Source organism: Faunimonas sp. B44 (assembly GCF_052655945.1).
Genome location: NZ_JBQYEX010000002.1, coordinates 122,570 through 143,215 on the forward strand (window position 1 = coordinate 122,570; position 20,646 = coordinate 143,215).

The following is a 20,646-nucleotide window of genomic DNA, read 5'->3' on the forward strand; positions in this document are numbered from 1 at the left end:
CTCGCTGCTTGTTTCGGCGGCACCAGACGCTATTGTCCGGCCGCAGCGCCGAGGGACGCACTTCATGAATGGCTGAGCCGATCACGATCTCGCTGGACGCCATGGGCGGCGACCGCGGCCCGGGCGTGATCATCGGCGGGGCGGCTCTCGCACTGGAACGATGCCCGGACCTCCGTTTCGTCATCTATGGCGATTCGAAACTGGTCGGGCCGATCCTGGCGCGGCACGAGGCGCTCGCGGCCGTCGCCGTCCTCCATCATTGCGACGTTGCGGTGCAGATGGACGACAAGCCGAGCCAGGCGCTCCGCAAGGGGCGGTGGAAGTCGAGCATGTGGCGCGCCATCCAGGCGGTGCGCGACGGCGAGGCGAGGGCGGCCGTCTCCGCCGGCAACACCGGCGCGCTGATGGCGATGTCGAAGTTCTGCCTCAGGATGATGGAAGGCATAGAGCGGCCGGCGATCGCCGCGATCTGGCCGACCTTGCGGGGCGAGAGCATCGTCCTCGACGTCGGCGCGACGATCGGTTCGGACGCGCAGATGCTGGTCGACTTCGCCGTCATGGGCGCGGCCATGTCGCAGGCGGTGTTCGACCTCGAACGCCCGACGGTCGCGCTGCTGAATGTCGGCGTCGAGGAGATCAAGGGCGTGGAGGAGGTCCGCAAGGCGGGCCAGATCCTGCGCGAGAGCGACCAGGTGCACTTCGAGTACCGCGGCTTCGTGGAGGGCGACGATCTCGGAAAGGGGACGGTCGATGTGGTGGTGACGGAGGGGTTCGCCGGCAACATCGCCCTGAAGACCGCCGAAGGGACCGCCAGGCAGATCGCCGAGTACCTGCGTGCGGCCATGTCGCGGACGATGATGGCGCGGCTCGGCTACCTGCTCGCGCGCTCCGCCTTCGACCGGCTGCGCGAGAAGATGGATCCCCGCAAGGTCAATGGCGGCGTGTTCCTGGGTTTGAACGGAATGGTGATCAAGAGCCACGGCGGCACGGACGCGGAGGGATTCGCGAGTGCGGTGGAATTGGCGCGGGAGATGGCCCGGCACGATCTGCTCGACCAGATCGTGAAGCATCGCATCGCGGTGCAGACGCGGCCGGCAGCCGTACCCGCCGGAGCAGAGAGCGCATGATTCGATCCGTGGTCCTTGGGACCGGCAGCTATCTTCCCGAGAAGGTCCTGACGAACGCAGACCTCGCGACGCTCGTGGACACGTCCGACGAGTGGATCATCCAGCGGACCGGCATCAGGGAACGCCACATCGCCGCAGAAGGCGAGATGACGTCGGACCTCGCGCTGGCGGCGGCCGAGCGGGCGCTCGCCGATTCCGGACTGGCGGCGAGCGACATCGACCTCATCGTGGTCGGCACGTCGACGCCGGACAACACCTTCCCGGCGACGGCCGTGGCGGTCCAGCACCGGCTCGGCATCCATCACGGCGCGGCGTTCGACCTGCAGGCCGTCTGCACCGGCTTCGTCTTCGCGTTGTCGACAGCCGACGCGCTGCTGCGGACCGGCCAGTTCAAGCGTGCGCTCGTGATCGGCGCGGAAACCTTCTCCCGCATCCTCGACTGGACCGACCGGACGACCTGCGTGCTCTTCGGCGACGGCGCGGGCGCCGTCGTGCTCGAGGGCCAGGAGCAGCCCGGCGCGCTCACCGATCGCGGCATCCTGACCTCGCACCTGCGGTCGGACGGGCAGCACAAGGAAAAGCTCTATGTCGACGGCGGCCCGTCCTCGACGCGCACCGTCGGCCATCTCCGGATGGAGGGCCGCGAGGTCTTCAAGCACGCGGTGGGGATGATCGCCGACGTGATCGACCAGGCGTTTGCGGCGACCGGGACGGACGCCGACGACATTGCCTGGTTCGTGCCGCACCAGGCCAACAAGCGCATCATCGACGCGAGCGCGAAGAAACTCGGCATCGCGTCGGAGAAGGTCGTCTGCACCGTAGAGCGGCACGGCAACACCTCCGCCGCCTCGATACCGCTCGCGCTCGACGAGGCGCGACGGGACGGCCGGATCAAGAAGGGCGACCTCGTCCTGCTGGAAGCGATGGGCGGCGGCTTCACCTGGGGCTCCGCATTGATACGCTGGTGAATTGTTTCAGCCATTCCGGTTGACCCGGTTCGGGGCCATCCAATAGGTTTGGCCCTCGGCGAGAGCCGACCTGAAATTCAAGCTGCGGGTGGCCTATGGGGGGCAAGACAGTCACGCGCGCAGACCTGGCCGAGGCCGTCTATCGACGGCTGGGCCTGTCGCGTGCCGAATCCGCTACCATGGTCGAGATGGTGCTCCAGGAGATCTGCGACGCAGTGGTTTCTGGCGAGACGGTGAAGCTCTCCTCGTTCGGCTCCTTTCTGGTGCGGGACAAGGGACTTCGCATCGGACGCAATCCGAAGACGGGGCGCGAGGTGCCGATCCCGCCGCGCCGGGTCGCCGTGTTCAAGCCGAGCAACATCATGAAGCAGCGGGTGAACGAAGGGATCGCTGCGCCGGCTCGCGCGGCGGAGTGAGCCAGTCCCGAGAGATGAAGAGCCCCGACGCGTTCCGCACGATCAGCGAGGTGGCGGACGAACTCGACCTGCCGCAGCACGTCCTTCGGTTCTGGGAAACGCGCTTCGCGCAGATCAAGCCGCTGAAGCGGGGAGGCGGCCGGCGCTATTACCGGCCCGACGACGTCGACCTGCTGCGCGGGATCAGGCTGCTCCTCTATGGCGAGGGGTTCACCATCAAGGGCGTGCAGCGGCTTCTCAAGGAGAAGGGGATCGCCTTCGTGATCGCCGCGGGGCAGGTTGGCTCCATCGAGACCGTCCCCGCGGAAATCGAGAGCCCCGCTCCGCCGCCCGCCTCCGAGCCGGCCGATGCTGCAGCCGATCGCGACCCGACCGAGGACGACGGCCGGGATGACGGCTGGGATGGCGAGTTGGGCGAGCAGCCGGCGCCACCAGCCCGGCCCGCACACGCGACCGCATTCGGCCACGACGAGCGACGGCTGCTCGAAGCCGCCCTCGGCGATCTGCTCGAGGCCAAACGGATGCTCGACCAAGCCCGCTGATCTCGTCCGACTTCGTTTCCGGGAGAATGGTCGGAGCGAGAGGATTTGAACCTCCGACCCCCTGCACCCCATGCAGGTGCGCTACCAGGCTGCGCTACGCTCCGACGCGTGCGGACTATAGTTACGCCTCGGCGGGGGTGCAATGGCAACCGGCACCGCAATCCTCACTTCGCGATAGCCGCGCGGCGCCCGCGCCGGGCCGCCTCTGGCCGGAGCCCCTCTGCGGCTCCGCGTAAGCGCGACGCCGCCCCAGATCAGCCCGAACAGCAGATAGAGATGTCGCCAATGGTCGACGTCTATGACCGTCGCGATCAGGATGTGGCCGATGAAGACGACGAAGGCGACCTGCATCACGGGCTGGACCGCGCTCGCCCGGAACACCAGCGGCACGCCGACTGCGATCGTCCAGATCGTCAACGCCAGCAACGAGACGAATCCGAGCCAGCCGTAGGTGGTCAGCGCCTTCAGCCAGATGTCGTGCTCGTCTTCGCCGAAGATCTTGCCGAACTCGGTGTAGCCGAGGCCGAGCGGGTGTTCGAGCATCAGGTTGAACCCGATGGCGTGCCGCTGGAATCGGCCGAGATGGCCGGCATCGTAATCCTGGACGATCTGCGCGCGCTGCACGAACAGGTCCTGCACCGCCGGCACGGAGAGCGCTCCCGCCAGCAGAACGGCGACGGCGACCGCGCCGGCAACGGAAAGCCCGATGTATCGGGCGCGGACGGCGTGGCTCCGCTCGTTCACGAACAGGAGAAGGGCCATCGCGACGGTGGACAGGACGGTCAGGCCCCAGGCGGCGCGCGAGAACGATAGGAAGATTCCCGCGAGGATGATCACGGCGAGGATGCCGTTCTTGGGGAGGGTCCGCAGCGGCTCTGTCAGGATTCGCTGCACGAGGATCACGAAGGGGAAGACGAGGAAGGGGCCGAACACGTTCGGATCCTTGAAACCGCCGGCCGCCCGGTCGTAGAGCGTGAAGAGGCCGTCCGGCGTCAGCCCGAAATAGCCGATGATCCCGAGAAAGGTCGTCGCGACCGCTGCGGCGATATAGGCCGAGAGGATGATGCGCAGCGCATCCGGCCGACGGGCGACGAGCGAGGCGTAGAAGATCGCGGTGAGGGCGAGGAACGCGGTCACGGCCACGAAGAGCGGCTGCTTGGTGAACTGCAGATCGCTCGATTGCGTGATTGCCAGGAACCCGCCGGCTACGAAGGCGAGCATCAGGAAGACGAGCGGACCGATGCTGCGGGGGATCGTCAGCCCGGCGAGGAACCAGATCGGGATGGCGGCGGCGTAGATCAGCTCGTGCGGCGACGGCTCGTAGAACACGAACCCCCCGGAGAACACCGCGAGCCAGAGCACGAGGTCGGAGATCGAGCGGACGGGGAGGCCTGTCGGCCGCTCGACTGGCCGCCCGACCGGAACGGCGCCCGGTCGCATCAGTAGGCGTTCTCCGCCGTAATGAGCTTCAGAGGCGTGAGCGCGAGGATGTAGATGTCGAGGAGCACCGACCAGTTCTCGATGTAATAGAGGTCGTGCTCGACGCGGTGCCGGATCTTCTCCTCGCTGTCCACCTCGCCGCGCCAGCCGTGGATCTGGGCCCAGCCGGTGAGGCCTGGCTTCACCCGATGGCGGGCGAAATAGCCGTCGACCACTTCCTTCCAGAGCTCGTTGTGCCCGACCGCATGGGGCCGGGGACCGACGAGCGAGAGTTCGCCCCGGATCACGTTGATGAGCTGCGGCAGTTCGTCGATCGAGGTCTTGCGGATGATGCGTCCGACGCGGGTCACCCGGGGGTCGCCGCGCGTCACTGCCTTGCGGGCGTCGACGTCGGCGCGGTCATGGTACATCGAGCGCAGCTTGTAGACCTCGATGACCTCGTTGTTGAAGCCGTAGCGCCGCTGCCGGAAGAACACGGGACCGGGCGATTCGAGCTTGATCGCCAGCATCGCAATCAGCAGGAGCGGCGACAGGAGAAGCAGGGCAAGCGACGCGACGATAAGGTCGAAGGCGCGCTTCACCACGGAATCCCAGTCGGCGATCGGCTTGTCGAAGACGTCGAGGAACGGCACCGACCCGATGAAGGAATAGGAGCGGGGCCTGAAGCGCAGCTGATTGGACTGCGCGGAGAGCCGGATGTCGACGGGCAGCACCCAGAGCTTGCGGAGCAGCGCCACGAGGCGCTTCTCGGCGGTCAGCGGCAGAGCCACGATCAGGAGATCGATCTCGGCCTTGCGACCGAAATCGACGAGCTCCTCGATGCGCCCGAGCAGGGGATAGCCCAGTGTGGCGGCCGGAACTCGAGACGCGTCGCGATCGTCGAAGATCCCGCAGATCCGGATGTCGTTCTCCTTCTCCGCGTTCAGCGCCTCGATGAGGGCGACCCCCTCGGGGCCGCCGCCGACGAGCACAGCACGCCGCTCGAGCACGCCGGCGCGCGTCCATGCATGGACGAGGCGGGTGAAGCCGATGCGGTTGACCGTCAGCGCCACGAACCCGGCCCCGAACCAGCCTGCAAGCCAGACGCGCGAGAACTCCTCGCTCATCTTGAGGAAGAAGATCGCGAGGCTGAAGCAGCCGAAGACGGCGGCCCACAGGCCGGCGGTGCGGCCGATCTGCACGATCGGCTTGCGGTAGGCCGCGAACGTGTAGCCGCCCATCGATCCCACGATCACGACGGCGGCCAGAGAAACCAGAACGAGCGCGACGTAATAGTGGACCCCGGGCGTCCCCGCGCTGCCGACATACAGCCACAGGATCAGCCCGCCGGTGAGGAGCAGGGTGCCGAGATCGCACAGGCGGGCGAGGACGGTGACGAGCGCAGGAGAGATCTTGCGGCGGCTGAGGGCCTTGGCGATAGCGGCGGCTGCCGGTCCGAGCGGCTGCCCGCCGGCGGCGTCGGGGCCCCTGTCAGCCGGCGCCTCGGGTGCGGCGGCCGGAGCGCCGCTCGGTTCGATCGACACGTAAGACATTCGGGATGGCCGCGGCAGGTTGGTGCCGGTTCATACGCGCGAAGTCACATGCAAAAAGCAACGTATTGATCGGGTTAGGGTTACCTGCAGCTTGATGTTCAGAACAGCCGTTCGGAGACGTAGATCGTGTCGCCGGGACGGATGGGCTGGGTCACCGCAATGCGCCCTTCGTAGAGCTTGCCGGCGATCGTTCGGCTGACGCGCACGGTGCGCTGGTTCGCCCGAGCGGTGAAGCCGCCGGCGGCGGCGATGGCGGTTTCCGCCGTCATGGCGGGGACGTAGTCGTACTGCCCGGGCGCGCCGACCTCGCCGAGGGCGAAGAAGGGGCGGTAGGTGGCGACCTCGATCGTGACGTCGGGCTTGCGCAGCACGGTGCGGCCGAGCCGCGCTTCGAGCGCGGCCTCGAGCTCGTCCGTCGTGACGTTGCGGGCGGGCACCTCGCCGACCAGCGGGAAGGTGATGAAGCCGGCCTGATCCACGCGGTAGGTGTTGGTGAGGGAGGCCTGCTCGAAGACGATGATTCGCAGGACGTCGCCGCTGTCGAGGCGATACGGCCCCTCCACGGTGGCGGATGCGATCCGCAGCGGCGGGCGCTCGCCGCCGCAGCCCGCGAGCGCGACAGCGAGCACGCCCACGAGGAGCAGGCGAAGAAAAATTGCCGGGCGCGCGAGGTGTCGCATCGGGGCCAACTTGACCGGACGTGGTTAACGGGACGCTAACACTGGCACTGGCTTAGAAATGCGAGTGTTAACGTGGACATAACCACGATCAGTCAGAGTGGGCGCGTTCGGTGGGAGTACGATCGATATGGGCGAAGTCCGCGAGACGGAACTTGATCTTGGGGCGTTGGCCGCAGCGCTCTGGCGGCACGCATGGCTGCTGGCGGCTCTCACCCTGGCGGCTGCGGTCGGTACGTATCTGTTCCTGAGCACGGTGCAGCCTCTCTATACGGCCGACACCCGGATCCTCATCGAGAACCGCGAATCGCCGCTCACCCGTCCGAGGGACGCTAACACCCAGCCGCTCGAGCGCTATGACGAATCGGCGGTGCAGAGCCGGGTCGAGGTGCTGCGTTCCCGCGACATCGCCAACACGGTCATCGATCGCCTCGACCTGACCCGGCGTCCGGAATTCGATTCGGCGAACCGGCCTTCGCTGCTCGACTCCGCGCTGATCCTGCTGGGCGCGAAGGAGGCGACGCCGGACCGCTCGGTGCGCGAGCGCGTGATGGAGACCTATTTCGACCGCCTCTCGGTCTATGTGGTCGAGAAGTCGCGGGTCATCGGCGTCGAGTTCGAGGCGCCGGATCGGGTGCTCGCGGCCGAGATCGCGAACGGCATCGCCGAGTCCTTCATCGACCTGCAGCAGAAGGCGGAACGCGAGGCATCGACGGCGGCGACCGCGTGGCTGGAACGGGAGATCGACCGGCTGCGCGGGCGGGTGGAGAGCGCGGAGGCGGAAGTCGCCTCCTATCGCTCCAGTCAGGGCCTGTTCGACCTCTCGACCACGGCCGGAAGCCTGACGACCCAGCAGCTCTCAGAGATCAACGCCGAACTGTCACGCGCCAAGGCAGCCCGCTCCGAAGCCGAATCGCGGGCACGGCTCATCCGCGAGGTGCTTTCCGGCGGCGGCTCGCTCGAGACGTCTTCGGAGGTGCTCGGCTCGCCGCTCATCCAGCGGCTGCAGGAACGGCAGGTCGCGCTCAGCTCCGAGATCGCGCAGCTCTCGACGACGCTCCTGCCGGGTCATCCGCGCATCCAGGCGCTCCAGACCGAACTCGGAAGCCTCAACGGCCGGATCCGCCAGGAGGCCCAGAAGATCCTGCAGTCGCTCGAGACGGCCGCCCGCGTGGCGGCCGCCCGCGAGGCTTCGCTCGCCGGCGACGTGAATACCGCGATGGCCGCCGCGGCGTCGGCCAACGAGAAGGAGATCAAGCTCCGTGCGCTCGAGCGCGAGGCGCGGGCGCAGCGCGACCTGCTCGAGACCTTCCTCGGCCGCTATCGCGAGGCGGTGGCGCGCAGCGACACGCAATACGTGCCGGTGGATGCGCGGATCATTTCCCGCGCCGAACCGCCGCGCAACCCGTCCTGGCCGAAGAAGGGCCTGCTCAGCGTCGTGGTCGCGCTTGCCGTCCTGCTGCTCGCCGTGACGGCCGTGCTCATGCGGGAATTCACGTCTGGCCGCGCGTTCCGGCTGGTCGAGGTCCTGCCGCCGCCGGCTCCGGAGCGGGAACGCGAGCCGGAGCTGGAATTCGTCCGCCCCGCAATGCTCCATGCCCCGCATCCGCGCTTCTCGCGCGACCAGCCGGGCACGGCGGAGCTCGCCGAACTGCTCGCGCAGCCTGCCGTCAGGGTTGCGCTCTTCGCCGGTGCCCGGGGAGGCGAGGGCGCCGGGGAGATCGCGCTCGCCAGTGCCCGCGTCGCAGCCCGGGAGAACGTCCGGCCGATCGTGCTCGACATCGGCGTGACGCCGTCGCCGGCGCTGCCGGCGAAGGGGCCCGGCCTCGGCGAACTCCTGGCCGGCGATTCCGCCTTCGGAGACGTGATCCGGCGGGACGAGACCTCCCGCGTCCACTACATCGCCATGGGCGAGACCGAGACCGATCCGCCGCTCCAGCGCCTGGCCCTGGTGATCGCGGCCCTGACCCACACCTACGACGCCGTCATCGTCGCCGCCGATTCGCTGGCCGACTGGCCGGCCGAGCATGTCCGGCCCGATCTCGCAGCGATCATCTGCAGTTCGGACCTGCCCGAATCGGACCGGCGCCATGCCTATGAAACGGCGCTCGAACGGGGTGCGCGGAACGCCATCGTGGTTCGCCTCGAGGACACCCCGGACCAGTTCGAGGAAACGACGGAAGCGGCCTGATGAATCCGCCGCGACCGGTTCCGCCCGCGCCGGGGCAGATCGGCTTCCCAAGGCCCCGCCTCAGCAGGCGTGACCGCCTGATCGGCGGAGGCCTGCGGCTGCTGGCGGCGCTCAAGGCGGCACGCTGGCTCGGTGCGCCCGCGGCCGGCGTGATCGTGACGCTCCACCATGTCCGCCCGGCACGAGGGGCAGACTTCGACCCGCTGTCCCACCTCTCGGTCACGCCCGAATTCCTGGACCGGTTCCTCTCCGAGATGGCGCGGGCGGGCTGGCGTTTCGTGACGCCGACCGAGCTTCTGGAGCCGGCCGGAGCGGGCGCCTTGCGCCGCATGGCGGTGACGCTCGACGACGGCTACCGCGACAATTCGGAGCATGCCGCACCCGTGTTCCGCCGGCACGGATGCCCCTTCACGATCTACGTGACACCGGGATTCTGCGACCGCAGCGCGGAGATCTGGTGGGAGGCGATCACGCTCGTCATTGCCCGGGCCGACCGCATGGAAGCCGAACCCGGCGGGCCGCCCGCGCTTGTCACCCGGACGGCGGACCAGAAGGACGCCGCCTTCCGGATCTGGGTCGACTACCTGGCTGGCAGCGTCGACGAGACGCAGCAGCGGCAGCTGATCCGGCGTCTCTGCGATCGCCACGGCGTCGACCTCCGGGCGCTCGCCGCGGACCTCGTCATGGATTGGGACGAGGTGCGGGCGATCGCCCGCGACCCGCTGTGCACGATCGGCGCCCACACCATGACGCATCCAGCGCTGAAGAGGCTGCCGGAGCCGGAGGCGCGCCGCGAAATGCGCGAAAGCGCGGATCGCATCGAGCAGGAGACCGGCACCCGCCCGACGACCCTGGCATTCCCCTACGGATATTCCACCGCCGCCGGGCCGCGGGAAGCACGCCTGGCGGCGGAGGAGGGCTTCGTCGCCTCGTTCACGACACGACCCGGCTGCGTGCCTCTGGGGCGCGCCGGGCACGGGCTGCCCCGCATCTCCCTCAACGGGAACTATCAGGACGTCCGGCTTTATCCGGCTCTGTTTGCGCCGAATCTCTGGCGTCTGGCAGGCTGGCTGAAAAAGTCCGGCATCCGCCGGGGTCATCCGCCGGCCGCGCCATCCACCGGATCACCGCACCCGCAGGTATGACCCAGGCAAGGCCGCCGACGACATAGAAGACGAGTTGCACAAGCGCGCTCGTCCCCGGCAGTTTGGCCGCGGCGACGGTCATGACGATCAGCGCGTAAAGGAGAATGAAAACCACAAGTAGTAAAGTGCCAGCGAGCTTTCGTCCGGATGCCGTCATCTGATCCCGTTCTCCGAGTTGCCGCAGCTGAACGATGCAGCGGTTTCTGTCGTGTTCGCGACGATGTGTCACCCGACCAAGGTGAGACTTGCCGGGCGTAGCGGTGCGGGCTAACGAGGGCACAATGTCGGTTTCCGCTGTTCCGCTCGTCGATCACCATGCCGCCCGCGCTCACAGCGAAGGCCGCGGCGCGGTTCGCGTCTGGCTCGGCGCCGTCATCGTGCTCGTGTTCGCGATGGTGCTCATCGGCGGCGCGACCCGTCTGACCGATTCCGGCCTCTCCATCACCGAATGGAAGCCGGTCGTGGGTGCCATCCCCCCGTTTTCGGACGCCGCCTGGGAATCCGAATTCGCCCTCTACCGCCAGACTCCGCAATACGCGCTCATGAACAGCCACATGAGCCTGTCGGAGTTCAAGACCATCTACTGGTGGGAATGGGGCCATCGGCAGCTCGGCAGGCTGATCGGGCTCGTCTATCTCGTCGGCTGGCTCTGGGTCACGACGACCCGACGGGTCGAATCGAAGACCGGTCTCGTCCTGTTCGGGATGGGGCTTCTCCTCGCCACGCAGGGACTGGTGGGCTGGATCATGGTCGCGTCCGGGCTGGAGCCCGGAATGACGGCCGTGGCGCCGGTGAAGCTCACGCTTCACCTGTCGCTCGCCTGCCTGTTCTTCGCCTCGCTCGTGGCCATGTACGTCCGTCTCGGCCAGCCGTCCCGGATCATCGTTCCGCCCTGGATGCGCCTCGGCGCGATCGGTCTCGTCGCGCTCGTGTTCGTGCAGATAGCCCTGGGCGGCCTCGTTGCGGGGCACGATGCAGGACTGACGTACAATACCTGGCCATTGATGGACGGCAGCCTCGTCCCGGACGGTCTGTTCCCGTTCGAATCGTTCTGGATGAGCGTGGTGGACGACGTCACCACCATCCAGTTCAACCACAGATTGGGCGCCTATCTGCTGACCGCTGCTGCAGTCCTCTATGCGGTGGTGACGTGGACGCGCGTCGGTCCCGCAGGCCGCCGGCAGCAGCGGATGATCCTGGCTGTGCTGGCCGTCCAGTTCGTCCTCGGGATCCTCACCCTCCTCTATGTCGTGCCGATCGGCCTGGCGCTCGCCCACCAGGGCGTGGCGCTCATCCTGCTCGGCGCGACCGTCGCTCATGCCGTCACCTTGAGGGGCCTCTGACCCGCCGCTGAGGCGGGGAGGGTCAATCGCTGCGGCCCGGCTTCAAAGCAGGGAACCCGATGAACCGCTCAGGCCGGGCCCGGCCAGATCAGGCAGCGCGCCTCCGCGCCTTCGGGTTCCGCACCCAGAACGACCTTCTCTGCCACGACGGTCGCCGCGCCGGTGGCCACGAGCGCCAGCGCGCGGGGATAGATCCGGTGCTCGACTGCCAGCACGCGGGCGGCCAGGCTGTCGGCGGTGTCGGAGGAAAGAACCGGCACCGCCCCCTGCACGATGATCGGGCCGGTGTCGACGTCGGAGCGGACGAAATGGACCGTCGCGCCGTGAATCCGCACGCCGGCCTCGATGGCCCGTGCGTGGGTGTCGAGCCCGCGGAACGAGGGGAGTAGGGAGGGATGGACGTTGATCATGCGGTCGCGCCAGCGTTCCACGAACGCTTCCGAGAGGAGCCGCATGAAACCGGCGAGACAGACGAGCTCGATGCGCGCCGCTTCCAGTACCGCCTGGAGCGCGGCCTCGAAGGCCGGCTTGCCGGCGTGGCTCCGGTGATCCACGATTGCCGTGGCCACCCCGGCCCCGGCTGCATGCCCGAGACCCCCGGCATCCGGCCGATTGGAGACGACGAGCGCGATCTCGGCAGGGTAGCCCGGTTCCCGCGCGGCGGCGAGCAGGGCCGCGAGGTTGCTGCCGCGCCCAGAGATGAGCACGGCGGTCCGGGTGCGCCGCATCGCGTCAGCCGAGCGCGAGCCGGCCGGCGAAGCGCACGCGTTCGCCGGTGCTCCGGGCGAGAGCCCCGATCTCGATGACCGTCTCGCCGGCCGTCTCGAGGGTTCGGGTCACGGCCGGAGCTGCACCGGCCTCGACCGCGAGCACCATGCCGATCCCGCAATTGAAGCTGCGAAGCATCTCGGGCTCGGCGACCGGTCCGGCCGCCGCGAGCCAGCGGAACACCGGCGGCACCCGGATCGCGGAGAGGTCGATCTCGGCGGCGAGGCCGTCCGGCAGGACCCGCGGCACGTTCTCGGTGAGACCGCCTCCGGTGATGTGGGCGAGCGCCTTCACGGCGCCGGTCTCCCGGATCGCGGCCAGGCAGGGCCGGACGTAGATCCGGGTCGGCGAAAGGAGCGCCTTCCCGAGGGACTCGCCGGCGGCGAACGGCGCCGGATCCGCCCAATCGAGTGCCGCTGCGGCGACAATCCGCCGGACGAGCGAGAACCCGTTGGAATGGACACCGCTGGAGGCGAGCCCGAGCAGGATGTCGCCTGCGGCCATGTCCCGGCGGGGCAGGATCGCGTCGCGCTCCACGGCGCCCACGGCGAAGCCGGCGAGGTCGTAGTCTCCGGCGGAATAGAGCCCGGGCATTTCCGCGGTCTCGCCGCCCACGAGCGCGGCGCCGGCCTGGCGGCAGCCCTCCGCGATCCCGGCCACGACCGTGGCGGCCTGGTCCACGGCCAGCGAGCCGGTCGCAAAGTAGTCGAGGAAGAACAGCGGCTCCGCGCCCTGGACGACGAGATCGTTGACGCACATCGCCACCAGGTCGATGCCGACGCCTTCGTGCCGCCCGGTTTCAATGGCGACCTTCAGCTTGGTGCCCACGCCGTCCGTCGAGGAGACCAGGATCGGGTCGCGGAAGCCGGCCGCCTTGAGGTCGAAGAGCGCGCCGAAGCCGCCGAGCCCGCCCGTCACGCCGGGGCGCTGCGTGGCGGCCGCGAGCGGCTTGATCCTTTGGACGAGCGCGTTTCCGGCGTCGATGTCGACGCCGGCGTCGCGATATGTCAGCGGCCGGGCGGGTTCCGTCATGGACTAGCGCCTAGAGCCGGAACGTGGTGATTGCAAGCGATGCCCGTTCTGACGGCCCTGCCGCAGAACGTCCGGAACAACAAGCGTGACGATTCCGAATTTCATCACTCTCGCCCGCCTGATCGCCGTCCCGGTGATGATCTGGCTGATGATCGTGGACCGCTTCGGCGCGGCCCTGATCCTTTTCATCCTGGCGGGCATATCGGATGCGGTGGACGGCTTCATCGCGAAGCGTTTCGGCGCTGCATCCGAACTCGGCGCCTACCTCGATCCGTTCGCCGACAAGACGCTGCTGGTGTCGCTCTTCGTGACGCTCGGCGTGAAGGGGTTCCTGCCGGCCTGGCTGATCGTGGCGGTGGTCAGCCGGGACTTCCTCATCATCGGGGCGGTCGCGCTGTCCTACATGCTCGGGAACCCGGTCTCGATCCGGCCGATCCGGGTGTCGAAGCTGAACACCGCCGCCCAGATCATCCTCGTCGGCCTGGTCCTCGGCGGGGCGGCGGGATTCGCGGCCTTCGAACCGGCGATCGGCCCGGCGATCGTGGCCACCGCCGGCTTGACGCTGATTTCGACGGCGGCCTATCTCGTCGCCTGGCTGAAGCACATGGCGGGCGGGGGCGGGTCCTGAGCGGCGAGCGGCGTTTGAGCTACGGACGTCAGGCGGCCTTCTGGATCGCGGCTTCGCTGGGTCTCCTCCTGTTCCTGTGGCTGTTCAGGGACATCCTGCTGCCGTTCATCATGGGCCTCGCGCTCGCCTATCTGCTCGACCCAGTCGCAGATCGCCTGCAGCGGCTCGGCATGAACCGGCTCTGGGCGACCCTCGCCATCCTCGTCCTGTCGGTGGTCCTTTTCGCCCTGGCGCTGCTGGTGCTCGTGCCGGTCCTCGGGGCGCAGCTCATGACCTTCATCGCACGTCTGCCGGAGCACGTGACGCGGTTGCAGGAGCTCGCCGACAAGCTCTTCGAGACGCGCTTCTCGGAACTCCTCGGCGGCGGCGACGCCCGCACGACCATCCAGCAGTTCGCCGGCCAGGCGGCGAGCTGGCTCGGCGCCGTCGTGTCCTCGCTCTGGGCCGGCGGCCGGGCCGTCGTGAACGTGGTGAGCCTGTTCGTGGTGACGCCGGTCGTCGCCTTCTATCTGCTCTACGACTGGGACCGCATGGTCGCCAAGATCGACGACCTCCTGCCGCGCGACCATGTCGGCACGATCAGGGAGCTCAGCCGCCGCATCGACCGGGCAATGGCCGGCTTCGTGCGCGGGCAGTTCACGGTCTGCATCCTCCTCGGCACGTTCTACGCCGTCGGGCTCAGCGTGGTCGGCCTCAATTTCGGCGTCCTGATCGGGTCGATCGCGGGCATCATCAGCTTCATCCCCTATGTCGGCACCATCGTCGGCTTCGTGCTTTCGGTCGGCGTGGCGCTCGTGCAGTTCTGGCCGGACTGGATCTGGGTGGCGGCCGTTGTGGGTGTCTTCGCCGTCGGCCAGTTCATCGAGGGCAACATCCTGCAGCCGCGACTCGTCGGGTCGAGCATCGGAGTCCACCCGGTGTGGCTGATGTTCGCGCTGTTCGCGTTCGGCTCGCTGTTCGGCTTCGTCGGGCTGCTGCTCGCCGTCCCGCTGACCGCAGCGCTCGGCGTCCTCGTCCGCTTCGCGCTCGAGCGCTACCAGCACAGCCGGATCTACTGGGGGCACGACCGGTCCGAGCCCGGCGAGCCGCTGACCTAGGCGATGAGCAGCGGGCCGCGCCAGATCCCCCTCGAGCTCGGGCATGCCGTCGCGTACGGCCCCGATTCCTACGTCGTCGGCGCTGCCAACCGCGAAGCGGCGGGGTTCATCGGCCGCTGGCCGGACTGGCCGACGCCGGTCGTCGCCCTCAGCGGGCCGCCTGGGTCCGGAAAGACGCACCTCGCCCACATCTGGGCGGCGCGGAGCGGCGCACGGCTGGCCGCGGCAACCGAACTGGGCAATGCCGACCTGTTCGAAACGGCGATGAGCCGGCCAGTGGCCGTGGATGCCATCGCGCCGGGGAGCGTGCCCGAATCAGCCCTCTTCCACCTCATCAACCTCGTGCGGGAGAGCGGGACGGCGCTGCTCCTCGTCGCGCGCGAGCCGGCCACCGGGTGGGGCGTCGCGCTGCCCGACCTCGCCTCGCGGCTCCGCCTGGCGACTGCGCTCCGGCTGCACGAGCCGGATGAGCCGCAGCTGAGGCAGGTCCTCGTAAAGCTCTTCGCCGATCGCCAGCTCCTGGTGGAGCGGCCGGTGCTCGACTTCATGCTGCTTCGCATGGAGCGATCCTTCACGGCAGCCGCCGCCGTGGTCGCGGCGCTCGACCGGGCCGCCCTCGCGGACCAGCGGCGGATCAGCCGGGCACTCGCCGCGACCGTGCTCGCCGAGATTGCCGACCCGGCGGAATTCCAAGATCGTCATTAGCCTGTCATCATGCCGCCGAAGCCCTCGGATAGCCTCCGATGCCGTTCAAGAGGCGAAACATGCGGCAAGAGATGAACGAGCTGAGCAGCGAGCTGGTGGTCGAGAGAGCGGAGGGGAGGCCCGAGCCCGAGCTGGCCCGGAGCCCGAAGCGCTTCATCAACCGCGAGATCTCCTGGCTGGAGTTCAACCGGCGCGTCCTCCAGGAATGCGGGAATGCCGAGCACCCGCTCTTGGAAAGGCTGCGGTTCCTCTCGATCTCCGGAAGCAATCTCGACGAGTTCTTCATGGTCCGCGTTGCCGGCCTGAAGGGGCAGGAACGCGAGAGGATTTCCACGCTCAGCGAGGACGGGCTGACGCCGACCGAGCAGCTGAGACAGATCGAAGCCAAGGTCAACGCGCTGGTTGTCGAGCAGCAGGCGCAATGGAAGGTCCTGCGCCAGGCGCTCTCGGGGACCGGCATCGCGCTGGTGTCGATCGACGACTTGTCGGAGGACGACCTCTCCTGGCTGGAGGAGCATTTCCTGGAATCCGTGTTCCCGGCGCTCACCCCGCTCGCGATCGACCCGGCGCATCCCTTCCCCTTCATTCCCAATCTCGGCCTGTCGCTCGCGCTGGAGCTCGCGACCAAGGACGCGCGCCCCATGATCGCGCTCGTGCGGATCCCCTCGACGCTCGGCCGCTTCATCCGTCTGCCGCGGGAGGGCAGCGACGGCGCGCTCCGGTTCGTGAGCTTCGAAGACACGGTCACGCTGTTCATCCCGCGGCTCTTCCCCGGCTACGAGGTGACGGGGAAGGGCGCGTTCCGGGTCATCCGCGACTCCGACATCGAGATCGAGGAGGAGGCGGAGGATCTGGTGCGCGTGTTCGAGCGTGCGCTGAAGCGGCGCCGGCGCGGATCGGTGATCCGGCTCGAGTTCGGGGAGGAGATGCCGGACCCGCTGCGCTCTCGCGTGCAGCAGGCGCTCGGCGTCGCCGAAACCGAGGTCCACATCATCCCCGGCATGCTCGGTACGAGCGATCTCTCGCAGCTCGTGGCGATCGACCGTCCGGACCTGAAGTTTCCGCCGTACACCGCGCGCTTCCCCGAGCGCATCCGGGAGCACGGCGGCGACTGCTTCGCCGCGATCCGGCAGAAGGACATCATCGTCCACCATCCCTACGAGTCGTTCGACGTCGTCCTCCAGTTCCTGAGGCAGGCGGCGAACGATCCCGACGTCGTCGCGATCAAGCAGACGCTCTACCGGACATCGAACGACTCGCCGATCGTGCGGGCGCTCATCGAGGCGTCGGAAGCCGGCAAGTCGGTCACCGCCCTCGTCGAGCTCAAGGCGCGTTTCGACGAGGAGGCCAACATCCGCTGGGCGCGAGACCTGGAGCGTGCGGGCGTGCAGGTCGTCTACGGCTTCATGGAGCTGAAGACGCATGCCAAGCTCTCGCAGGTGGTCAGGCGGGAAGGGGCGAGCCTGGCCAGCTACATCCATATCGGGACCGGCAACTACCACCCGATCACGGCGCGCATCTACACCGATCTCAGCTATTTCACGGCCGACCCGGCGATCGCGCGCGACGTCGGCAGGATCTTCAACTTCCTGACCGGCTACGCGCCGCCGCAGGACGTGAAGAAGATCGCGGTTTCGCCGCTGAACCTGCGCAAGCGCATCCTGCAGCATGTCGAGGCCGAGATCGGGCACGCCCAGGCCGGCAGGCCGGCGCAGATCTGGATGAAGATGAACTCGCTGGTCGACCGCGAGATCATCGACGCGCTCTATCGTGCGAGCGAAGCGGGCGTGCGGATCGACCTCATCGTCCGCGGCATCTGCTGCCTGCGGCCGGAGATACCGGGCCTTTCGGACAATATCAGGGTGAAGTCGATCGTCGGGCGCTTTCTCGAGCACGCCCGCATCCTCGCCTTCGGCAACGGCCACGGGCTGCCCTCGAACGAGGCGATGGTCTATATCGGGTCGGCCGACCTGATGCCGCGCAATCTCGACCGTCGGGTGGAGGTCATGGTCCCGATCGAGAACCCGACCGTGCACATGCAGATTCTCGACCAGATCATGGTTGCCAACCTGAAGGACAATCAGCAGAGCTGGCGCATCCTTTCGGACGGGACGTCCCGCCGGATCGTGCCCGCGAGCGGCGAGGAGCCGTTCAACGCCCACCATTTCTTCATGACCAATCCGAGCCTGTCAGGACGTGGACGATCTCTCAAGGCCTCATCGATCCCGAGCGTCCGCCCCGTTGCCGGCAGCTGATTCGGCGCCGGCGCAGGGCCGCATCGCCGGCCACGGCCCGGTGGCGGTCGTGGACATCGGGTCGAACTCGGTCCGCCTCGTCGTCTACGAGCGCCTCGCCCGCTCGCCGACCCCTCTCTTCAACGAGAAGGTGCTCGCCGGCCTGGGCACCGGCGTCGCGGAGAACGGAAAGCTGGCCGCCGACGCGGTAGCGAAGACGCTCGGCTCGCTTCGCCGCTTCGCGGTGCTCACGCGGCAGATGCAGGTCGTGGAAACCGATGTCCTTGCGACCGCTGCGACGCGGGAGGCGTCCAACGGTGCCGCCTTCCTGAAGGAGGTGGAAGCGATCTTCGGGGCTCCGGTCACGGTGCTGGGGGGCGCCGATGAGGCGCGCATCTCGGCGCTCGGCGTCGTCGCCGGCATCCTTCGGCCGGACGGCGTGACCGGCGATCTCGGCGGCGGCAGCCTGGAGCTGACGGACGTCCACGGGCGCCGGCTCGGCAGCCGCGAGAGCCTCAAGCTCGGCAGCCTTCGGCTCCAGAGCGATGCCAAGGGTTCCCTGAAGTCGGCGCGCGACATCGCGGCCAAGGCGCTGCAGGCCTCGGGCGTCCTGCCCGCGCTTGCCGGCCGGAGCTTCTATGCCGTGGGCGGCACCTGGCGTTCGCTTGCCCGCCTGCACATGCGCCGGACGGGATACCCGCTCCACGTGATGCACGAATACGCCTTGGACGTGGACGAGCTCGCGGAGTTCCTGAAGGTGATCGCCCGCGGTTCCCTCGACAGCATGACCGGCATCGGCGCCGTCTCGAAGCTCCGCCGGGCGCTCCTTCCCTATGGCGCGATCGTGCTTTCCGAGATTCTTCGCATCGGCAAGCCGAGCGTCGTCACGATGTCCGCGCTCGGGCTACGGGAAGGCTATCTGTTCGAGAAGCTCACGTCGGAAGAGCAGCGGCAGGATCCCCTGCTGGCCGCCGCCGCCGAGCTCTCGATCCTGCGCTCCCGCTCGCCCGAGCATGGCCGCGAGCTGATACCCTGGACGGGTGAGGCTCTCCGCGCGCTCGGCATCGACGAAACCGCGGAGGAGAAGCGCCTTCGCGCCGCCGCATGTCTCCTCGCCGATATCGGCTGGCGGGCCCATCCGGAGTACCGGGGGGAACAGAGCCTCAGCATCATCGCGAACGCGGCCTTCGTGGGCGTCGATCATCCCGGCCGCGTCTATCTCGCGCTCGCGGTCTACTACCGGCACTCCGGGCTCTCCGACGAGTATCTCGGCAGCGGGATCCGCGAACTCGCGCCCGTCCGCTATTCGGAGCGCGCCCGCGCGCTCGCCGGGGCGTTCCGGGTGGCATACCTCATATCCGCCTCGATGCCCGGCGTGATCGGCCGCACGCATATCCGCCGATCGGGCAAGAAGATCGAGCTGGTCCTGCCGCAGGATCTCGCCGATCTCGCCGCGCCGCGGCTGGAGACCCGGCTCCGGCAGTTCGCGGCGCTCACCGGGCTCGCCTCAGCGATCAGAACGGGCTGAGGCTAGCCGGCCGAATCCTGCCCGGGCTCGGGAGGCAGCTCGACGATCCGGGTCCCCTTCGGCGACAGCGCGAGGGCGATCGCGCCGCGGCGCAGCGCAAGGGCCTGCTCGCCGAACAGCTCGCGGCGCCAGCCGCGAAGGGCAGGGACATCGGCGACGTCGCTGGCGGCCAGCCGCTCGAGGTCGTCCGAATTGGCGATGATGCGCGAGGCGACGCCGTGCCGTTCCGCCACCATCTTCAGAAGAACCTTCAGGAGTTCGGCGGCGGCGCTGGCGTGCTCGGGAGCCGGCCTGCTCCGGGGCAGCTTCGGCAATTGGCTCTCGGGAATGCTCATCGCCTCCTGGACCGCTTGCAGAATGGCCCGCCCTGCGGCCGAGCGCTCGAACCCCTTGGGGATGCTGCGCAGGCGGCCGAGGCTCTCGACGTCGCGCGGCTGCTGCAGCGCCAGCTCGTAGATCGCGTCGTCCTTGATGACGCGCGAGCGCGGCACGTTGCGCTCCTGCGCCTCCCGTTCGCGCCACGCGGAAACGGCTTGAAGGACTGCGAGCTGGCTCGGTTTCTTCACGCGCAGCTTCAGCCGCTGCCACGCGTCCTCGGGGTGGGTGACGTAGGTGGCGACGTCGGTGAGGACGGCCATTTCCTCGGCGACCCAGTGGCTCCGCCCCTGCTCCTCAAGGCTTGCCGCGAGCGCGAGATAGACCTGGCGGAGATGCACCACGTCGGCGACGGCATAGGTCAGCTGCCTCGGCGCGAGCGGGCGCTGGGCCCAGTCGGTGAAGCGCGACGACTTGTCGAGATGGTGGCCGGTGATCCGGTACACGAGCTGATCGTAGCTGACCTGGTCGCCGTAGCCGCAGACGGTTGCCGCGATCTGCGTGTCGAAGATCGGATGCGGGACGGCGCCCGCCTGCTTCACGAAGATCTCGATGTCCTGCCGCGCGGCGTGAAAGACCTTCACCACGTTCGCGTCGGCCATCAGCGCGTAGAAGGGCGCGAGGTCGAGATCCGGAGAAAGCGGGTCCAGGACCGCCACTTCGTCCGGGCTCGCGATCTGGATGAGGCAGAGCTGCGCCCAGAAGGTGCTCTCGCGCATGAACTCCGTGTCGACGGTCACGTAGGGCGCGCCGGCCATTCGGCCGCAGAGCTCGGCAAGGGCTTCGGTGCGCGTGATCAGCTGATAATCGGAGGAGCTACTCGGCATTCGGCGGCTATAGCGGATGGCGGTTCCGCTGTCGCCCCTGCCGCGCGTGCCACCGCGACCCTGCGGCTTGA

At 68.4% G+C, this 20,646-nt stretch carries 18 protein-coding genes, 1 tRNA gene and 1 pseudogene; 12 read left to right on the forward strand and 8 right to left on the reverse strand.

Annotated elements, in window-relative coordinates; translation table 11 throughout:
* Positions 1-68: 68 nt before the first annotated feature.
* From plsX to ACUN0C_RS03790, 4 genes are all read left to right on the forward strand, one after another.
* Complete coding sequence (gene plsX / locus ACUN0C_RS03775; RefSeq protein ID WP_445464993.1) at positions 69-1,127, forward strand: phosphate acyltransferase PlsX; 1,059 nt, start codon at positions 69-71, stop codon at positions 1,125-1,127.
* On the forward strand, positions 1,124-2,095 hold the full coding sequence (locus tag ACUN0C_RS03780) for a beta-ketoacyl-ACP synthase III (protein ID WP_445464994.1): 972 nt from the start codon (positions 1,124-1,126) through the stop codon (positions 2,093-2,095). The genes plsX and ACUN0C_RS03780 overlap by 4 nt, the downstream gene beginning before the upstream one ends.
* Positions 2,096-2,190: 95 nt before the next feature.
* The gene (locus ACUN0C_RS03785; RefSeq protein ID WP_445464995.1) at positions 2,191-2,511 is read left to right on the forward strand and encodes an integration host factor subunit alpha; all 321 of its coding nucleotides are present in this window, start codon (positions 2,191-2,193) and stop codon (positions 2,509-2,511) included.
* Positions 2,512-2,525: 14 nt separating this feature from the next.
* Positions 2,526-3,053: a MerR family transcriptional regulator gene (locus ACUN0C_RS03790; protein ID WP_445464996.1), complete on the forward strand. Its 528-nt coding sequence runs from the start codon at positions 2,526-2,528 to the stop codon at positions 3,051-3,053.
* A 27-nt stretch (positions 3,054-3,080) separates the two neighbouring features.
* On the opposite strand, the gene ACUN0C_RS03795 is transcribed toward ACUN0C_RS03790, so the two are convergent.
* From ACUN0C_RS03795 to ACUN0C_RS03810, 4 genes are all read right to left on the reverse strand, one after another.
* Positions 3,081-3,157 (reverse strand) — tRNA-Pro (locus ACUN0C_RS03795).
* Positions 3,135-4,493 (reverse strand): O-antigen ligase family protein, encoded by a 1,359-nt coding sequence (locus ACUN0C_RS03800; protein WP_445464997.1) that lies wholly within the window; start codon positions 4,491-4,493, stop codon positions 3,135-3,137. Before ACUN0C_RS03800 ends, ACUN0C_RS03795 begins: the two co-directional genes overlap by 23 nt.
* Entirely contained in the window at positions 4,493-6,025 is a 1,533-nt protein-coding gene (locus ACUN0C_RS03805; protein WP_445464998.1) for an undecaprenyl-phosphate glucose phosphotransferase, read from the reverse strand. Before ACUN0C_RS03805 ends, ACUN0C_RS03800 begins: the two co-directional genes overlap by 1 nt.
* A gap of 98 nt (positions 6,026-6,123) precedes the next feature.
* A complete protein-coding gene (locus tag ACUN0C_RS03810; protein ID WP_445464999.1) occupies positions 6,124-6,705 on the reverse strand; it encodes a polysaccharide biosynthesis/export family protein in 582 nt (193 codons plus the stop codon).
* A gap of 127 nt (positions 6,706-6,832) precedes the next feature.
* Here ACUN0C_RS03810 and ACUN0C_RS03815 point away from each other — a divergent pair, with 127 nt between their 5' ends.
* Together ACUN0C_RS03815 and ACUN0C_RS03820 are read left to right on the forward strand one after the other, a co-directional pair.
* Positions 6,833-8,893: a Wzz/FepE/Etk N-terminal domain-containing protein gene (locus ACUN0C_RS03815; RefSeq protein WP_445465000.1), complete on the forward strand. Its 2,061-nt coding sequence runs from the start codon at positions 6,833-6,835 to the stop codon at positions 8,891-8,893.
* Positions 8,893-10,038 (forward strand): polysaccharide deacetylase family protein, encoded by a 1,146-nt coding sequence (locus tag ACUN0C_RS03820; RefSeq protein WP_445465001.1) that lies wholly within the window; start codon positions 8,893-8,895, stop codon positions 10,036-10,038. The genes ACUN0C_RS03815 and ACUN0C_RS03820 overlap by 1 nt, the downstream gene beginning before the upstream one ends.
* 19 nt (positions 10,039-10,057) lie before the next feature.
* On the opposite strand, the pseudogene ACUN0C_RS03825 reads toward ACUN0C_RS03820, so the two are convergent.
* Positions 10,058-10,195 (reverse strand): annotated as a pseudogene (locus tag ACUN0C_RS03825) (DUF2842 domain-containing protein); the annotation flags it as partial.
* Positions 10,196-10,319: 124 nt separating this feature from the next.
* Here ACUN0C_RS03825 and ACUN0C_RS03830 point away from each other — a divergent pair.
* Positions 10,320-11,381, forward strand: coding sequence for a COX15/CtaA family protein (locus ACUN0C_RS03830; RefSeq protein WP_445465002.1), 1,062 nt, complete (start codon positions 10,320-10,322; stop codon positions 11,379-11,381).
* Positions 11,382-11,449: 68 nt separating this feature from the next.
* Here ACUN0C_RS03830 and purN read toward each other — a convergent pair whose 3' ends face one another.
* Both purN and purM read right to left on the reverse strand, forming a co-directional pair.
* Positions 11,450-12,109: a phosphoribosylglycinamide formyltransferase gene (gene purN / locus ACUN0C_RS03835; protein WP_445465003.1), complete on the reverse strand. Its 660-nt coding sequence runs from the start codon at positions 12,107-12,109 to the stop codon at positions 11,450-11,452.
* 4 nt (positions 12,110-12,113) lie between these two features.
* A complete protein-coding gene (purM, locus tag ACUN0C_RS03840; protein ID WP_445465004.1) occupies positions 12,114-13,181 on the reverse strand; it encodes a phosphoribosylformylglycinamidine cyclo-ligase in 1,068 nt (355 codons plus the stop codon).
* A gap of 85 nt (positions 13,182-13,266) precedes the next feature.
* Here purM and ACUN0C_RS03845 point away from each other — a divergent pair, with 85 nt between their 5' ends.
* From ACUN0C_RS03845 to ACUN0C_RS03865, 5 genes are all read left to right on the forward strand, one after another.
* Positions 13,267-13,809: a CDP-alcohol phosphatidyltransferase family protein gene (locus tag ACUN0C_RS03845; protein ID WP_445465005.1), complete on the forward strand. Its 543-nt coding sequence runs from the start codon at positions 13,267-13,269 to the stop codon at positions 13,807-13,809.
* A 14-nt stretch (positions 13,810-13,823) separates the two neighbouring features.
* Entirely contained in the window at positions 13,824-14,906 is a 1,083-nt protein-coding gene (locus ACUN0C_RS03850; RefSeq protein ID WP_445465006.1) for an AI-2E family transporter, read from the forward strand.
* A 3-nt stretch (positions 14,907-14,909) separates the two neighbouring features.
* Entirely contained in the window at positions 14,910-15,611 is a 702-nt protein-coding gene (locus ACUN0C_RS03855; protein WP_445465007.1) for a hypothetical protein, read from the forward strand.
* A gap of 71 nt (positions 15,612-15,682) precedes the next feature.
* Complete coding sequence (locus ACUN0C_RS03860; RefSeq protein WP_445465008.1) at positions 15,683-17,866, forward strand: RNA degradosome polyphosphate kinase; 2,184 nt, start codon at positions 15,683-15,685, stop codon at positions 17,864-17,866.
* Positions 17,853-19,373, forward strand: coding sequence for a Ppx/GppA family phosphatase (locus tag ACUN0C_RS03865; protein WP_445465009.1), 1,521 nt, complete (start codon positions 17,853-17,855; stop codon positions 19,371-19,373). The genes ACUN0C_RS03860 and ACUN0C_RS03865 overlap by 14 nt, the downstream gene beginning before the upstream one ends.
* A 2-nt stretch (positions 19,374-19,375) precedes the next feature.
* Here the strand turns inward: ACUN0C_RS03865 and rnd are convergent, their stop codons facing one another.
* Entirely contained in the window at positions 19,376-20,548 is a 1,173-nt protein-coding gene (rnd, locus tag ACUN0C_RS03870) for a ribonuclease D (RefSeq protein WP_445465428.1), read from the reverse strand.
* Between the last annotated feature and the right edge of the window lie 98 nt (positions 20,549-20,646).

What these genes read in the sequence shown, in the direction of transcription:
- plsX (WP_445464993.1), top strand. Translation starts at nt 69, where the DNA reads ATGGCTGAGCCGATCACGATCTCGCTGGACGCCATGGGCGGCGACCGC.
- ACUN0C_RS03780 (WP_445464994.1), top strand. Translation starts at nt 1,124, where the DNA reads ATGATTCGATCCGTGGTCCTTGGGACCGGCAGCTATCTTCCCGAGAAG.
- ACUN0C_RS03785 (WP_445464995.1), top strand. Translation starts at nt 2,191, where the DNA reads ATGGGGGGCAAGACAGTCACGCGCGCAGACCTGGCCGAGGCCGTCTAT.
- ACUN0C_RS03790 (WP_445464996.1), top strand. Translation starts at nt 2,526, where the DNA reads ATGAAGAGCCCCGACGCGTTCCGCACGATCAGCGAGGTGGCGGACGAA.
- ACUN0C_RS03800 (WP_445464997.1), bottom strand. Translation starts at nt 4,493, where the DNA reads ATGCGACCGGGCGCCGTTCCGGTCGGGCGGCCAGTCGAGCGGCCGACA.
- ACUN0C_RS03805 (WP_445464998.1), bottom strand. Translation starts at nt 6,025, where the DNA reads ATGTCTTACGTGTCGATCGAACCGAGCGGCGCTCCGGCCGCCGCACCC.
- ACUN0C_RS03810 (WP_445464999.1), bottom strand. Translation starts at nt 6,705, where the DNA reads ATGCGACACCTCGCGCGCCCGGCAATTTTTCTTCGCCTGCTCCTCGTG.
- ACUN0C_RS03815 (WP_445465000.1), top strand. Translation starts at nt 6,833, where the DNA reads ATGGGCGAAGTCCGCGAGACGGAACTTGATCTTGGGGCGTTGGCCGCA.
- ACUN0C_RS03820 (WP_445465001.1), top strand. Translation starts at nt 8,893, where the DNA reads ATGAATCCGCCGCGACCGGTTCCGCCCGCGCCGGGGCAGATCGGCTTC.
- ACUN0C_RS03830 (WP_445465002.1), top strand. Translation starts at nt 10,320, where the DNA reads ATGTCGGTTTCCGCTGTTCCGCTCGTCGATCACCATGCCGCCCGCGCT.
- purN (WP_445465003.1), bottom strand. Translation starts at nt 12,109, where the DNA reads ATGCGGCGCACCCGGACCGCCGTGCTCATCTCTGGGCGCGGCAGCAAC.
- purM (WP_445465004.1), bottom strand. Translation starts at nt 13,181, where the DNA reads ATGACGGAACCCGCCCGGCCGCTGACATATCGCGACGCCGGCGTCGAC.
- ACUN0C_RS03855 (WP_445465007.1), top strand. Translation starts at nt 14,910, where the DNA reads ATGAGCAGCGGGCCGCGCCAGATCCCCCTCGAGCTCGGGCATGCCGTC.
- ACUN0C_RS03860 (WP_445465008.1), top strand. Translation starts at nt 15,683, where the DNA reads ATGAACGAGCTGAGCAGCGAGCTGGTGGTCGAGAGAGCGGAGGGGAGG.